This is a genomic window from Rhodococcus sp. 3258 (assembly GCF_031456475.1).
In the GTDB taxonomy this organism is placed as follows: domain Bacteria; phylum Actinomycetota; class Actinomycetes; order Mycobacteriales; family Mycobacteriaceae; genus Rhodococcoides; species Rhodococcoides fascians.
Genome location: NZ_JAVDUT010000001.1, coordinates 698,963 through 713,984 on the forward strand (window position 1 = coordinate 698,963; position 15,022 = coordinate 713,984).

12 protein-coding genes are annotated in these 15,022 nt (G+C 64.6%); 3 read left to right on the forward strand and 9 right to left on the reverse strand.

Annotation, left to right across the window (positions count from 1 at the left end):
• Window positions 1–4: 4 nt before the first annotated feature.
• Both J2X62_RS03195 and J2X62_RS03200 read right to left on the reverse strand, forming a co-directional pair.
• Window positions 5–2,401, reverse strand: a complete 2,397-nt coding sequence (locus J2X62_RS03195; protein ID WP_222057326.1) for an HAD-IC family P-type ATPase — start codon at window positions 2,399–2,401, stop codon at window positions 5–7.
• A gap of 20 nt (window positions 2,402–2,421) precedes the next feature.
• Entirely contained in the window at window positions 2,422–3,537 is a 1,116-nt protein-coding gene (locus J2X62_RS03200) for an MBL fold metallo-hydrolase (protein ID WP_310177463.1), read from the reverse strand.
• 94 nt (window positions 3,538–3,631) lie between these two features.
• Here J2X62_RS03200 and htpG point away from each other — a divergent pair, with 94 nt between their 5' ends.
• Window positions 3,632–5,557, forward strand: a complete 1,926-nt coding sequence (gene htpG / locus J2X62_RS03205) for a molecular chaperone HtpG (RefSeq protein ID WP_310177465.1) — start codon at window positions 3,632–3,634, stop codon at window positions 5,555–5,557.
• Window positions 5,558–5,627: 70 nt separating this feature from the next.
• Here htpG and J2X62_RS03210 read toward each other — a convergent pair whose 3' ends face one another.
• Both J2X62_RS03210 and shbA read right to left on the reverse strand, forming a co-directional pair.
• A complete protein-coding gene (locus J2X62_RS03210; protein WP_310177468.1) occupies window positions 5,628–7,274 on the reverse strand; it encodes a hypothetical protein in 1,647 nt (548 codons plus the stop codon).
• A gap of 113 nt (window positions 7,275–7,387) precedes the next feature.
• Window positions 7,388–7,969, reverse strand: a complete 582-nt coding sequence (shbA, locus tag J2X62_RS03215; RefSeq protein ID WP_027495956.1) for an RNA polymerase sigma factor ShbA — start codon at window positions 7,967–7,969, stop codon at window positions 7,388–7,390.
• A gap of 196 nt (window positions 7,970–8,165) precedes the next feature.
• Between shbA and J2X62_RS03220 the strand changes: the two genes are divergently transcribed.
• Entirely contained in the window at window positions 8,166–9,113 is a 948-nt protein-coding gene (locus J2X62_RS03220; RefSeq protein ID WP_032365970.1) for an alpha/beta fold hydrolase, read from the forward strand.
• A gap of 67 nt (window positions 9,114–9,180) precedes the next feature.
• On the opposite strand, the gene J2X62_RS03225 is transcribed toward J2X62_RS03220, so the two are convergent.
• The 3 genes from J2X62_RS03225 to J2X62_RS03235 all read right to left on the reverse strand — a co-directional run bounded on the left by J2X62_RS03225 (window position 9,181) and on the right by J2X62_RS03235 (window position 12,110).
• Complete coding sequence (locus J2X62_RS03225; RefSeq protein ID WP_027495954.1) at window positions 9,181–9,855, reverse strand: hypothetical protein; 675 nt, start codon at window positions 9,853–9,855, stop codon at window positions 9,181–9,183.
• 192 nt (window positions 9,856–10,047) lie between these two features.
• On the reverse strand, window positions 10,048–11,382 hold the full coding sequence (locus tag J2X62_RS03230) for an ammonium transporter (protein ID WP_032365971.1): 1,335 nt from the start codon (window positions 11,380–11,382) through the stop codon (window positions 10,048–10,050).
• The gene (locus J2X62_RS03235) at window positions 11,379–12,110 is read right to left on the reverse strand and encodes an enoyl-CoA hydratase (RefSeq protein ID WP_027495952.1); all 732 of its coding nucleotides are present in this window, start codon (window positions 12,108–12,110) and stop codon (window positions 11,379–11,381) included. Before J2X62_RS03235 ends, J2X62_RS03230 begins: the two co-directional genes overlap by 4 nt.
• Window positions 12,111–12,165: 55 nt before the next feature.
• Between J2X62_RS03235 and J2X62_RS03240 the strand changes: the two genes are divergently transcribed.
• Window positions 12,166–13,239, forward strand: coding sequence for an NAD(P)-binding domain-containing protein (locus J2X62_RS03240; RefSeq protein ID WP_027495951.1), 1,074 nt, complete (start codon window positions 12,166–12,168; stop codon window positions 13,237–13,239).
• Here J2X62_RS03240 and J2X62_RS03245 read toward each other — a convergent pair.
• Window positions 13,236–14,057, reverse strand: a complete 822-nt coding sequence (locus J2X62_RS03245; protein ID WP_032365972.1) for a uroporphyrinogen-III synthase — start codon at window positions 14,055–14,057, stop codon at window positions 13,236–13,238. The genes J2X62_RS03240 and J2X62_RS03245 overlap by 4 nt on opposite strands.
• 69 nt (window positions 14,058–14,126) lie before the next feature.
• Window positions 14,127–14,975 (reverse strand): aldo/keto reductase, encoded by an 849-nt coding sequence (locus tag J2X62_RS03250; RefSeq protein ID WP_063216894.1) that lies wholly within the window; start codon window positions 14,973–14,975, stop codon window positions 14,127–14,129.
• Between the last annotated feature and the right edge of the window lie 47 nt (window positions 14,976–15,022).

A 15,022-nucleotide genomic window follows, 5' to 3' on the forward strand; every position in this document is an offset into this window, starting at 1 on the left:
CAGTTTACGTTCGCTCCTGCCGGTTGCGCAGTACCGATCCGAATCGGTGGGCAATCTCGACGAGTGCGATACCGACAGCGCCGATGATCAACGCGCTCGTGGTGGCACCGACGTTCGAGGGATCGAGCTTGAAGAAGGTGCGGCAGAACGGGATTGCGAACAACAGCAGGTATCCGCCGACGGATCCCGCGAGCAGCACCACCTTCCACCAGGTGTACGGCCGCGCGACGACGGCCAGTACCCACAGCGCGATCATGATCAACGTGATCAGTGCGGTGGTGCTCGCCTGGGTCACCTGAGTCTCGGTGGCGTTCGGACCCGCGTAGGCCAGCAGATACGACACGAACGTGCACGAGCCGACGATCAACCCGGACGGAACGGCCAACCGCATCACCCGCGAGACGAACCCGCTGCGTGCCCGTTCGTTGTTCGGGGCCAGCGAGAGCACGAACGCCGGAATGCCGATGGTGAACCACGCGGCGATGGTCACGTGCCTCGGCAGGAAGGGATACGGAATCGGCTCGAAATGGAAGACCTGCGACAGCACTCCCGAGAGCCCGATGAGAAACGCCAGCAACACCGAGTACACGGTCTTGGTCAGGAACAGGTTGGACACGCGCTCGATGTTGCCGATGACGCGTCGCCCCTCCCCCACCACATAGGGCAGCGTGGCGAACTTGTTGTCCAACAACACGATCTGCGCGACGGCACGCGTGGCCGCACTACCCGAGCCCATCGAGACACCGATATCGGCGTCCTTCAATGCGAGCACATCGTTGACGCCGTCACCGGTCATCGCAACGGTATGACCTCGGGACTGCAACGCGCCCACCATCGCACGCTTCTGGTCCGGCCGAACGCGGCCGAACGTCGTCGAGTTCTGGACGGAGTCAGCCAGTAGCTCGGAATCCTCGGGCAGGTCACGTGCGTCGATCGGGGCGTCGCCACCGGGAAGTCCGAGCGAGCCGGCCACCGCGCCGACCGACACGGCGTTGTCCCCGGAAATGACCTTGACCTGAACCTGCTGACTTGCGAAGTACTCCAACGTGTCTCGGGCGTCCTCGCGCACCTTCTGCTCGAGAATCACCAGAGCCCGCGGGGTGACGACTCCCGGTGCCGCGGTGTCGTCGACGGCGAGGTCGCTGCTGGCAAGCAGCAGTACCCGCAGACCCTTGGAGCCGGCATCTTCGGCCTGTCGAGCGGTCTCCGAGGTCGGGTCGAGCAACACGTCCGGGGCACCGAGCAGCCAGTTACCGTGCTCGCCGTACGACAGACCGCTCCACTTCTTGGCCGAGGAGAACGGAGCTACCGCGCTCTGCGTCCACCCCGGCGCGTCGGGATACGCCTCACCGACGGCCTGCACACTGGCATTGGGACGCGGGTCGTCGTGCGCCAGAGACGCCAATACTTTTGTCACCGAGTCGGAGTCGTGCTCGTCGATCAACACCAATTCCGAGAGCCGCATGCCGTTCTCGGTGAGAGTGCCGGTCTTGTCGGCGCACACCACGTCGACGCGCGCGAGCCCCTCGATGGCAGGCAACTCCTGCACCAGACATTGCCGCTGACCGAGCCTGATGACGCCCACGGCAAAAGCGATCGACGTCATCAGTACGAGACCCTCGGGGACCATCGGGACCAGGGCCGCGACCATGCCGTTCAAAGCAGGCCGCAGAGCCTGCCCGCTGGAGAACAACTGGTTGTAGATGATCAGCGCCCCGGCCGGAATCATCAGGTAAGTGATGAATTTCAAGATCTTGTCGATACCGCTGCGCAGCTCGGACTTGACCAGGGTGAACTTGCTGGCCTCTTCGGCGAGCTTGGCCGCATAGGCGTCGCGTCCGACCTTCGTTGCCCGGTAGGCCCCACTGCCCGAGACGACGAAGCTGCCCGAAAGTACCTGCGCTGCTTCGAGTTTGTGCACCGTATCGGCCTCACCGGTGAGCAGCGACTCGTCGATCTCCAGGCTTGCCGTCTCGATGACCTCGCCGTCGACGACGATCTGATCACCCGGTCCGAGTTCTACGATGTCACCGAGGACGACCTCGTCGGGCGGAATCTGTTGCGAGACACCGTCACGTCTCACCTGCGGCTTGTTCTGACCGACGATGGCCAGCCGATCCAGCGTGCGCTTCGCGCGGATCTCCTGAATGATTCCGATGCCACTGTTCGCGACGATCAACAGCCCGAACATGCCGTCGATCACCGAACCGGTCGAGAGCACGATGATCAGCAGCACCCCGAGAATTGCGTTGATTCGGGTGAACACATTGCCCCGGACGATGTCGCGAACCGAACGTGAAGCACGAGCGGGAACGTCGTTCGATTTCCCCTCGGCCCGCAGTGCGGCGACCTCCGCCTCGGTCAGCCCGGTGTCCCGCTGTGCATCGGCGTCGATAGACATGAGTGCAGCCTAGTGCGGCCTCAGCCCAGACGGGTCCACCAGCGATCGTCGTGCACGGCCCTCGTACCGTCTATGCGCTGCCCCGGCATCGGCACCGCCACCTGCACTCCGACGTCCTGCGCGGCGGCGTGCAGGCGCACGATCGGCTCGGACCACGGGTGAAAAGCCAGGTTGAACGTCGCCCAGTGAATTGGCACGAAGATGCCCGACGCCGTCAGATCGACGTGCGCCGTGACAGCCTCCTCGGGATTCATGTGAATGTCCGGCCAGCGCACGTCGTAGGCCCCGACCGGAAGAAGCGTCAGGTCGAAGGGTCCGTACTTACTGCCGATCTCCGCGAACTTCGGTGTGTAACCGGTGTCGCCGCCGAAGAAGACACGCCGCACCGGACCGGCGAACGCCCAGGACGCCCACTGCGTCGAATCGCGAGTCAGGCCGCGTCCGGAGAAGTGACGAGCCTCGGTGCACGTGACGGTGAGGCCGCCGATGTTCGTCTGCTCGTCCCAGTCCAGCTCGATGATGCGTTCCTCGGGCACCCGCCACTTGCGCAGGTGCGCGCCGATTCCCAGCGGCACCACGAACGGGGCCGACTGTGTGCTCGCCAGCTTCTGCACCGTCGCCTTGTCGAGATGGTCGTAGTGATCGTGGGAGATCACGATGGCGTCGACCCGCGGTAGATCGGTCAGGGCGACCGGGGTCGGATGCAGCCGTGCCGGCCCCACCACCGAGGACGGGGACACGCGCTTGCTCCAGACCGGATCGGCGAGAATGCGATATCCGTCGACCTCGACGAGCACACTCGAGTGTCCGTACCAGGTGACCGCCAGCTCGCCCGCGTCCACCGGCGCGATCGGCGGTGCCAGTGGGATCGGCCGCTGCGGCCTGCCCTTACCTCGCTCGGTGAACAGCGAGACGAGCATGTTCTTCTGCCCCTTCTCGCCACGGCCCGGGACGTAACTGGAACTGGGGTCGGAGTTGTGGAATCGGCGGTCTCGGTAGCGCGGGGACCCGGCCGCGTACGGAGTGATGTGCACTCTCCTGGCACCGATGGCCGACGGAAGACCCCACAGCGCACGCGCCAACCATGCCCCGCCCAACGCTGCGGTTGCTCCTGCTGCCAACTTCGTCTTCGTCACGGGCACCACAGTAGGCGGCGCCGACGTCTTCGCAGCTCACCCGTAGCCTTGCCGTAGAATATTCGCGTCGGTTTTGCTGCTAGAAGGGGAGACATTGAGTACCGAACAGCTCGAATTCCAGGCGGAGACGCGTCAGCTCCTGGATCTGATGGTGCACTCCATCTACTCCAACAAGGACAGCTTTCTCCGTGAACTGATCTCGAACTCCTCGGACGCGCTGGACAAGCTGCGCCTGGAGTCGTACCGCAACAAGGATCTGGACGTCGACGTCTCGGATCTGCACATCGAGATCGACATCGACTCCTCCGCTCGTACCCTCACCATCCGGGACAACGGCATCGGCATGTCGCGCTCGGAGGTCATCGACCTGATCGGCACACTCGCCAAGTCCGGCACCGCCGAGGTCCGTAAGAAGCTCAAGGAAGCCAAGGACGCAGCGGCCTCCGAGGAACTGATCGGCCAGTTCGGCATCGGCTTCTACTCGACGTTCATGGTGGCCGAGAAGGTCACGCTGCTCACCCGCAAGGCCGGCGAGAGCACCGCCACCAAGTGGGAGTCCACCGGCGAGGGCACCTACGAGATCACCGACGTCGACGACGCCCCGCAGGGCTCCTCGGTCACGCTGGCTCTCAAGCCCGCCGACGAAGAGGACCACCTCCACGATTACGCGTCCGAGCGCAAGATCAAGGAACTGGTCAAGAAGTACTCCGACTTCATCGCCTGGCCCATTCGCATCGACGTCGAGAAGCGCGTCAAGAGCGAAGAGGAAGGCGGCGAGGACACCGTCACGATCGAGACCGAGACGATCAACTCGCAGAAGGCGCTGTGGACTCGCTCCAAGGACGAAGTGTCCGAGGAGGAATACAAGGAGTTCTACAAGCACGTCAGCCACGCCTGGGACGAGCCGCTCGAGGTCATCCCGTTCAAGGCCGAGGGCACGTTCGAATACCAAGCGCTGCTGTTCATTCCGTCGCAGGCACCGTTCGACCTGTTCATGCGCGAGAGCAAGGCCGGCGTACACCTGTACGTCAAGCGCGTGTTCATCATGGACGACTCGCAGGAACTGCTGCCCGAGTACCTGCGCTTCGTCAAGGGTGTCGTCGACGCAGCGGACCTCTCGCTCAACGTTTCTCGCGAGATCCTGCAGCAGGACCGGCAGATCCGCGCGATCCGTCGTCGCCTGACCAAGAAGGTGCTCTCCACGGTCAAGGAGCTGCAGAGCGAGCAGCCCGACAAGTACAAGACGCTGTGGTCGCAGTTCGGGACGGTCCTCAAGGAAGGCCTGATCTCCGACTCCGACAACCGCGAAACCCTGTTGCGCATCTCGTCGTTCGCGTCCACCCACTCCGAAGAGGGTCTGACGACCCTTGCCGAGTACGTGGACCGGATGAAGGACGGCCAGCAGCAGATCTACTACATGACGGGCGAATCGCGTCAGCAGATCGAGAGCTCGCCGCACATGGAGGCGTTCAAGGCGCGCGGTCTCGAGGTGCTGCTGCTCACCGACTCGGTCGACGAGGTGTGGGTCGGCAACGTCACCGACTTCGACGGAAAGTCGTTCCAGTCCATCGCCAAGGGCGAGGTGGACCTCGACACCGAAGAGGAGAAGAAGGAGTCCGAGGCCAAGCGCGAGGAGCAGGACAAGGAATTCGCCGACCTGCTCACCTGGCTGACCGACACCCTCGGCGAGGACGTCAAGGAGGTACGTCTGTCGACGCGCCTGACGACGTCACCGGCCTGCGTCGTCGGCGACGAGTTCAGCTTCTCCCCGCAGCTCGAGAAGATGTACAAGGCCTCGGGCCAGTTCGTACCGACCTCCAAGCGCATCCTCGAACTCAACCCGAACCACGACCTGGTGACGGGACTGAAGAAGGCCCGCGAGGATCGCAGCGACGATCCGCACCTCGCCGAGACCGCCGAATTGCTCTATGCGACCGCACTTCTCGCCGAGGGAACCGAGCTGAAGGATCCGGCGAAGTTCTCGAAGTTGCTCGCCGATCGGTTGACGCGCACCATCTGAGTGCCTGCGGCAGTGGTGTGGTTAGGTGCCCCAGGCGGCACGTAACCACACCACTGCGGCGCAGCCGCACTCACTGCGGCGGGAGAATGTGCTCCCCCGTCTTGTCGGTGCTCAGTGACAGTGAACTGATGTACTGCTTCTCCCCGTTGGGCCCCGGCACGTTGGACGCGATCATGTCGGGTCGCTCGAATTCCATGCCGCTGATGTGGCACATCACGAGCTCGTCGGACGGGTTGCCGTGCTCGTCGAACATCGGCAGATCGATGCCGTCATCGGTGCGTCGAAGGTAGTACTTGCCCTTGGTCGCAACCGCCAGGATCGGCGGAAGCACCAGTGCGAGAACGAGAGCCACGATGGGCGAATACGGTTTGATCGCAGACCCGAATGCCCCGAAGAACACCAGAATCGACAGGATCGCCGACACCGCCATCGATCCGAAGCCCACCGGGTTGATGTTGTACAGCATGCCGCGTCGGAACTCGGGCACCTTGGGCGAGAGCTTCAGGATGTACTTGTTGAACACGATGTCCGACGCCACCACCGCGATCCACGCGATACCGCAGTTGGCGTAGAAGCCGAGGATGCTGTTGAGGAAGTCGAACATGTTGGCTTCCATCAGGATCAGCGCGATGGCAAGGTTGAACAGCACGAACACCATGCGGCCCGGGTACGTCTTGGTGAGGCGAGTGTAGGAGTTCGTCCACGCCAGCGATCCGGAATATGCGTTGGTCACGTTGATCTTGATCTGGCTGATGACGACCAGGATCACCGCGAGGGTCATCGCGAGCCAGCCCGGCATGAAGTTCTCGTAGATCTCCAGGAACTGGTGTACCGGCTCGTTGGCAATGCTGGATCCGTCGACGACGTTGGCGATCAGGTACACGGCGAGGAAGAGGCCGACGACCTGCTTGAGGGCACCGAAGATGACCCAGCCGGGGCCGGCGAGAAGCACTGCAGTCCACCAGCGTCGGGAATTCTCGGGAGTCTTGGGCGGCATGAATCGCAGGTAGTCGATCTGCTCGGCGATCTGCGCGATGAGCGAGAGACACACGCCTGCGGCGAGCATCACCGATCCGACGTTGACGCCCTTGCCGTCGGCCCCGTCCTGACCGCCGTAGGCGAAGAACTCGCCCACCGAGTCGGGATTGCTGATCACCAGGTACACGAACGGCAACACCATCAGGACGAGCCACAGCGGGGTGGTCCAGACCTGAAGTTTGGCAAGGGCTTTCATGCCGTAGATGACCAGTGGGATCACCATGATCGTCGAGACCGCGTACCCGATCGGCAACGGGATGCTCAGCCCGAGTTCGAGTCCCTGCGCCATGATCGAACCTTCGAGCGCGAAGAAGATGAACGTGAACGTCGCGAAGATGACGTTGGTGACGACCGATCCGTAGTAGCCGAAACCGCTTCCACGCGTGATCAAGTCGAGGTCTATGTTGTAACGGGCCGCATAGTAGGCAAGCGGAAGGCCGGTCAGGAAGATGACGACGGCGAACACCAGGATGCCCCACAGTGCATTGCCGGTTCCGTACGAGATTCCGATATTGGCACCGATGGCGAAATCCGCGAGATACGCGATGCCGCCGAGCGCGGACGTCGCGACAACACCGGTTCCCCATTTACGGTAGCTACGCGGCGCGAAGCGCAGCGTGTAGTCCTCGAGCGTCTCGTTCAGCGCGGTGTCTGTCGGCGCTGGCTGTACGGCGGTCATGGCTCAGTAACGTAGAACCGCCACGTTTCCGACGTGTCTTGAGCCGATGTAGCTGGTGTTAATCGAACCGGCGATTCGGACATACGTCTCGGACACCCATCCACCGGGCGGTGTCAGGCAGCTGTGCGGGCCGCCAGTAGCGAGAAGTTCGACAGTTCGGCGCGCAGCATGTTCATCGCCCGGTGCTGGGCGACCCGCACTGCACCGGCCGTCATTCCCAGAGCTTCGCCGGTCTGCGGTGCGGTCAGGCCCCACACCACTCGCATCAGGATGATCTTGCTGTACTTCGGGGGCAGGGTGTTCATCAGGGCCTGCGCATGGGAGCGGAGTTCGTCGCCGAGCGCGACCTGCTCGGGACCGTCTTCACCCGACACTTCCTCGGGCAGCTCGGCCGTCGAGAACGTCTGCCGCAGAGCCGATCGTCGGCCGGCATCGGCCAGTTTGTGAGCAGCGATTCCGTAGACGAAGGCCATGAACGGTTTGCCCATGTCGCGGTACTTGGGTATCGCGGTGACCAGAGCGAGGCAGACGTCCTGCACCACGTCGTCGGCCGCGACATCGAGATTGCCGATCCGAGAGGCGCAGTAGCGGCGAATCGGAGGCTGGATCAACACCAGTACGCGTTCGAGTGCGGCGCGGTCACCCGCGACGGCCCGCGGTACGACGTCTTCGAGCGTGTCCATGGAAGTGCTCATGGCCGATCTCCTTCTTGGCAACGCGCGCCCTCACCTGAACGCTCACCAGTACTTCGAGGCAGCCGACCGTTCGGCTTGGTCGGATCGGGTACCACAATCGAGAAGAATGTGACTCAGGTAACACGGCGTGTCGTACGAGCGACGTACCGGACAACATCCACGTCGCGTCACGTGACCCTGACACCGCGGAGCGCACATGATTACCAGTGAGCAGAACCACCTGGTCGGTCGCCGGAGCACCGTCGCCGCAGGGGACGGCACCACGCTCGCAGTGCGCGAGTTCGGACGGCCCGATGCGGCTCTGACCGTGGTGTTCGTCCATGGACACTGCCTGCGGATGCAGTCGTGGACCGAGCTGCGCACCCACGTCGAGGATGTCTGGGGCGAGAACACGCGAATCGTTCTGTACGACCACCGCGGCCACGGCGAATCCGGTGCCGCAACGCCCGACAGCTGCACCATCGATCAGCTCGGCGAGGACCTGGCCGACGTGATTCGCGCCGTCGTCCCGGTCGGGCCGTTCGTTCTGATCGGACACTCGATGGGCGGCATGACGGCGCTCTCCTACGCGCGTCAGTACCCGGATGCCGTCGGCTCGCGCCTCGTCGGGGTCGGGTTGATCGCGACGTCCGCAGGCGGGATCACCGACGACGGGCTCGGTCGCTGCCTCGCGCATCCGGCCGTGTCGGCGTTTCAGGCAGCTGTTCGACGGGCCCCTCGATTGATGTCGGGTGCCAAGAGGCTCAGTCGCGGGGTGTGCGCGCCCATCGTCAGGACGGCGGGATGCGGCTCCCACAAAGTCAGCCCGCGGGTGGTCACTCTGGCGACGGCGATGCTCGGCGACACGTCCATCGTGACGATGGCCGGCTTCCTCGGCGCGTTCCGCGGACTCGACGAGGTGGCCGGTCTGGCCGCGCTGGCCTCGATTCCCACGCTGGTGCTGTGCGGTTCGGACGACCTGATGACGCCGATGCGACACTCGGAAACCCTTGCATCCCACCTGCCCGACGCACGGTTGGTACGTATCGCGCAGGCCGGACACATGGTGATTCTCGAACGAGCACACGAGGTGGCGGACGCCATCGTCGAACTCGTGACGGCAGCTCGGCGAGCTCACGTGGGAGATCTCGCCCTGGCTCGCTAGACCTTTCGACGACTGTGGCCCGCACCGGATATCCGATGCGGGCCACAGTTCTGTTGTCGAGGCGGTGTTACTTCTTCACTGCGGGAGGAGCGTTGAGCAGCTGGATGAACTGTCCGGCGTTACCGATGACTGCGCCGAGGCCACCGGCGGAGGTGCCGGCGAGCGATCCGATGGCACCGAGGGCGATTGCGCCGATGACGCAGCCGCCGATGGGGCCTGCTCCGAGAAGAGTCGCGACCGGTGCGGTCACGACGACTCCGGTGATGATTCCGAGGATGCATCCGCCGACGATTCCGGTTGCAGCACCGAGGAATCCACCGACGGAGGCGGTGAGGCTGAGGTTGTCCTTGACGCCTGCGACTGCGGCGGGCAGGTCGACCTGCTGCAGGCCGGGGAGGGAGGTGGAGACCGGGGTTGCCGCGGCAGGCGAGACATCAGCGGTCAGAGTGGCGTGGTTGCCGTCGATGTCGGCAGCGACGGGGTGCGAGAATCCGTCGGCGGCGATGGCGAGCGGTACGGAGTCGACGAGTGCGCCGTTGGCGTCACGGACGACCAGGTGGTTGTCTTCGTTGCTCAGGGTGCCGGCCGTCGTGTCGACGAGGACCTGGTTGCCGGCCTGGGTGACGTTCCACCCGACGGCAGCGGCGGGAGCCGGTGCCGGATCCGCATAGGCGGTGCCCATGGCGGTCGTCATCGCTGCAATGACCAATGCGGACGTTGCCGCGAATCGAGTCAGCTTCATGTTCCTCAGTCTTTCGTCGTGTCCATCTCTCGATACCGAGCAGCGAAAAGCTATGGGCACAACGAGCGTGAAGAGCGAACCGAAGATGAACGAGAGGGGTCGAACCGAACAACGATCGATCGCATCAACGCGAAAGGGACAGAACGACTTTCAGCGACCGATCGGTTCGTAAAGGACGCGCAGGGTTTGCCCCTACTTACCGAAAAGACCAGGCTTGTTGCTGCCTCCGTGGCCCACTCCGAAGTCGTAGGCGGACTCGGCGTGCTCGTGCTCGTCCAGGCCGTCGGCCTCGTGCTGCGCGTCGGCGCGCACGCCCATGACGGCCTTGATTGCGAACGCGATAGCGGTGGTGACGACTGCCGTGTACGCGAACACCGCCACGACGGCGATGGCTTGCACCCAGAGTTGATGCAGACCGCCGCCGTACAACAAACCGTCCTTGCCCGCCGGCATCTGCGCACTGGCGACGAGTCCGATCATCAGCGTTCCGACGACACCGCCGACGAGATGCACACCGACGACGTCGAGTGAATCGTCGTAGCCGAAGCGATATTTGAGGCCGATCGCCAACGCGCACAACGCGCCCGAGACGATGCCGATCGCGGCTGCACCGATCGGTGTGACGGCAGTACACGACGGCGTGATCGCGACGAGTCCGGCCACCACTCCGGACGCCGCGCCGAACGACGTCGCGTGCCCATCCCTCCATTTCTCTACGACGAGCCACGCCGCCATCGACAGCGCGCCCGCGCCCATCGTGTTCACCAGCGCCACTGCGGCGACGCCGTCGGCCGCCAACGACGAGCCCGCGTTAAAACCGAACCAGCCGAACCAGAGCAGTCCGGCTCCGAGCATGACGGCCGGAAGATTGTGCGGACGCATGGGATCTCGCGGCCACCCGCTCCGCTTGCCGACCACGAGGGCCAGCACCAGCCCGGCCACACCCGCGTTGATCTCCACGGCCGTGCCACCGGCGAAGTCGATCGCGCCGAGCCTGTTGGTGATCCACCCGCCGAACTCACTGGTGAGCCCGTCGAGCGAGAAAACCCAGTGCGCCACAGGGAAATACACCAGCGTGGACCACAGGGCCGCGAACAGCACCCACGGCACGAAACGCATCCGGTCTGCGACGGCACCGGAGATCAGCGCGACCGTCACCATGGCAAATCCTGCCTGGAACGCTGCGAACACCAACGCCGGGACGGTTCCCACCAACGGAATCGACACCGTGCCCGCCGCCGAGGTGTACACGCCGCCGAGCAAACCCTCGAAACCGGCGTACTGCAACGGGTTTCCGACCCAGCCGCCGATCACGTTGTCGCCGAACACTATCGAGAACCCGAACACCAACCACAGCAACCACACGACGGCGATGGCCGACAGGCTCATCATCATCATGTTCAGCACGCTCTTCGAGCGCACCATGCCGCCGTAGAAGAAGGCCAGGCCCGGCGTCATCAGCAAGACCAGCGCGGTGCTCGCCAGCAACCAGGCCGTGTCGCCCGCGTCGGGCGCTCCGTTGATCACTTGCCCACAAATTTCGGTGCGCGCTTCTCGGCTCGCGCGCGGCGCGCTTCCTTCATGTCCGCACTGCTCCACGCGGCCTCGAATGCCGCGCGCTGTGCGGGCGTCGGATCGTCGTGCGCGCCGTCGTCGTTGAACACCAGCTTGAGGTGTCGCAGCGCCAGGGGTGCAAGGGCAGTGATCGAGTGCGCCCACTGCACGGCAACATCGCGATCGCCGAGCTTGTTGGCCAGACCGCATGTATACGCCTGATCGGCGTGCACCCGTTCGCCGCCGAGCAGGATCGTGCGCGCCACGCCGCCGCCGGCCAATGCCGCCAGCCGCTTGATCGTCCAGTTGCTCACTGCGATTCCGAGACGCGTGGAGGGAATCTCGAAGAATGCCTCGGGTGCGACCACCCGCAGGTCGCAGGCAATGGCCAGTTGCGTCCCCGCTCCGACGGCAGGCCCGTTGATCGCCGCCACGACGGGAACGGACACTCGCTCGATTGCGTTGAGCATGCCTTCCAGCGTCTCGCCGAACGCGTCGGGAAACGCATCTCCGGTCAGGTCGGCACCGGCGCAGAAGCTGCTGCCCTGCCCGGTGATCACCACGACCCGCGCGCCGTCGGCATCCGCCTGCTCGACTTCGCGTCGTAGCGCGACACAGAGATCCGTGCTCAGCGCATTGCGCTTGTCCGGTCGCTGCAATTCCAGGATGACGACATCGCCGTCACGAGTGTGTCCGATCACGCCGAGCAGGTTACCGGCTGGTAGCGGCGGTCACAGGGCGGGGCCTGATCTACTGATACTCGTGATCGACACTCGGGTTGCTGTCATCGGTGCCGGCCAGGCCGGGCTCTCGGCCGGCTACCACCTCCGGCGGGCCGGACTTGCCGCAGGTGCGGGCTTCGTCATGCTCGACCGCTCCCCCGGACCCGGCGGTGCCTGGCAGTTCCGGTGGCCGTCGCTGACGCTCAGCACCGTCAACGGAGTGCACGATCTGCCCGGGATGCCGTTCGCCGACACGCTGGGAGACGAGCCACCCGAATCCATCGCGGCAGCCGACGCGGTTCCCCGCTACTACCGCGCGTACGAGGAACGGTTCGAACTGAATGTCCGACGCCCCGTCACGGTGACCGTCGTGTGCGACCGCGAACCACTCTTTCGGGTCGAGGCCGGCGACACGGTCGTCATGGCCGAGGGCCTCATCAATGCGACCGGAACGTGGGAGAAGCCGTTCGTTCCGCACTACGACGGAGCCGAGTCCTTCACCGGTAGACAACTGCACACCAAGGACTACCGAACCGCGGACGAGTTCGTCGGCAAACACGTCGTCGTGGTCGGCGGCGGAATCTCGGCCGTGCAGCTACTCGACGAGATCTCGCAGGTCACCACCACAACATGGGTGACGCGTCGACCACCGGTGTTCCGGGACAGCCAATTCGACCACGACGCCGGACGCAAAGCCGTCGCCATGGTCGAGGAGCGGGTGCGAGCGGGCCTGCCACCGGGCTCGGTCGTCTCGGTGACCGGCCTGTTGCTCACCCCGTCGCTGGCTGCCGCACGCGAACGTGGCGCTCTCGAACGCAAGCCGATGTTCTCCTCGATCACCGCCGATTCCGTTGTCTGGGAGGACGGTTCGACCCAGCACGCCGACGTGATCCTGTGGGCCACCGGATTTCGCAGCGCCCTCGATCACCTTGCCCCACTGCGACTGCGCGGGCACGGCGGCGGAATCGTCATGGACGGCAGGCTGACCACCCGGGTCGCCGCGAACCATCGCGTCCACCTGCTGGGGTACGGCCCGTCCGCGAGCACGATCGGGGCGAACCGGGCCGGGCGAGCAGCGGTGACGGAGTTGCTCGAGACTCTGGGTTAACCCAGCTGCTCGACGACGAACTTGGCCAGGGAACCGAGACGCGCACGGCCCGGCATCGACGTCGGAACGCCCAACGCATCCAACGGGGCCGACGTCACCGGCCCCACGCAGATCGCGGCGACGGGGCCTCGAAGTGCGGCGAGGAAGGCGTCGAGCATGCCGTTGTCCTTGGCCGTCGACAGCAGGGAGGCGACGGCGGGAGCGCTCGTGAACGTCACTGCGTCCACTCGATGCTCGATGATCTGTGCCAACAAGTCGATGAGCGGGGCCTGATCGACGGGGCGGATCCAGCGGTACACCGGGATCGGTCGCACATGCGCGCCGAGGTCGCTCAGAGCATCGCTCAGATGAATCGTCGGTTCCCATTCGGTGATGACGCCGTGCAGTTGCACGGCGATGTCGGCACCCGAAACACCCTGGGCAGCAAGATGATCGGCGACTTCCTGCGATGCTTCGGTGGCGGGCGACCATTCATCACGCAGCCCGGCACCCCGGATCGCACCACGCGCTTTGGGGCCACGCGCAATGATTCGCGTGTGCCCGAGCGCTGCCAGGAGGTCGTCGCGCACACCCCATTCGGCCGCCGCGTCGAGCCAGCCACGGAAGCCGATACCGGTGCTGATCACCACGATCTGCGGGGGACGATCGACGATGCCTTCGGTAGCCGACTTCAGCTCCGAGTCGTCGATCAGGGGCAGAACGTGAATCGCCGCGGCGTGAACGATGTTCGCGCCGCGGCGTTCGAGCATGGTGGCCAATTCGTCTGCACGCCGCTCGGCGGTGAGGGCAACGGTCTTGCCTGCGAGCGGTTCCGACATGGGTACAGACTAGGCCCCCATGTGAGTGGGACTTCGTAGTCCACTACGAAGTTCCACTCACATGGCGGGTCAGCTGCTGAACTTGTCCGGGTCCGGGCCGGTGCGGCCGTCGGCGGTGTCCAGAGCGTTGATCTGCTGAATCTCGTCGTTGCTCAGCTCGAAGCCGAACACGTCGAAGTTGCTCGCGATCCGCTCCGGGGTGACCGACTTGGGGATCACGACATTGCCGAGCTGGATGTGCCAGCGCAGAATCACCTGCGCCGGGGTGACGCCATGTGCCTCGGCGATGGGCGCGAAGGCCGGGTCGTCCAGCACGGTGCCGGAGCCCAGCGGACTCCACGCCTCGGTAGCGATGCCCTTCGAGGTATGGAAAGCGCGCAGTTCTTCCTGGATGAAGCGCGGATGCAGCTCGATCTGATTGACCGACGGGACCTCACCGACGGCGTCCATCAGCTTCTCGAGCGTGGGGATGGTGAAGTTGGAGACGCCGATCGAACCGATGCGGCCGTCCGACTTCAGCTTCTGGAACGCCTTGAACGTGTCGATGTACTTGTCGCGATCGAGCTGCTGCCAGTGAATGAGGTACAGGTCGAGGTACTCGAGGCCCAGACGATCCATGCTGGCGTCGAAGGCCTTCAAGGTGGAGTCGTAGCCCTGATCGTCGTTCCACAGCTTGGTGGTGACGAACAGTTCGTCGCGCGCGATGCCGGACTCCGCGATGGCCTTGCCGGTGCCGGCCTCGTTCTCGTACACCTTGGCGGTATCGATGCTGCGGTATCCGACCTTCAGCGCCTCGGACACGGCGGCCTGGGCACCGTCGTCGGGAACCTGCCACACACCGAACCCGAGCTGGGGAATCGACGTGCCGTCGTTGAGCACGATGGTCGGGACAGTACTGGTCTCGGCTGAATACGTCATACGAATGCTAACGGACGGCGCTGTGAATCTGTTCCCGGTCCCGGGGA

Excerpts from the sequence above, each read along its gene's own strand:
- J2X62_RS03195 (WP_222057326.1), bottom strand. The coding sequence starts at position 2,401 with ATGTCTATCGACGCCGATGCACAGCGGGACACCGGGCTGACCGAGGCG.
- shbA (WP_027495956.1), bottom strand. The coding sequence starts at position 7,969 with ATGAGCACTTCCATGGACACGCTCGAAGACGTCGTACCGCGGGCCGTC.
- J2X62_RS03210 (WP_310177468.1), bottom strand. The coding sequence starts at position 7,274 with ATGACCGCCGTACAGCCAGCGCCGACAGACACCGCGCTGAACGAGACG.
- J2X62_RS03245 (WP_032365972.1), bottom strand. The coding sequence starts at position 14,057 with ATGTCGGAACCGCTCGCAGGCAAGACCGTTGCCCTCACCGCCGAGCGG.
- J2X62_RS03220 (WP_032365970.1), top strand. The coding sequence starts at position 8,166 with ATGATTACCAGTGAGCAGAACCACCTGGTCGGTCGCCGGAGCACCGTC.
- J2X62_RS03250 (WP_063216894.1), bottom strand. The coding sequence starts at position 14,975 with ATGACGTATTCAGCCGAGACCAGTACTGTCCCGACCATCGTGCTCAAC.
- J2X62_RS03225 (WP_027495954.1), bottom strand. The coding sequence starts at position 9,855 with ATGAAGCTGACTCGATTCGCGGCAACGTCCGCATTGGTCATTGCAGCG.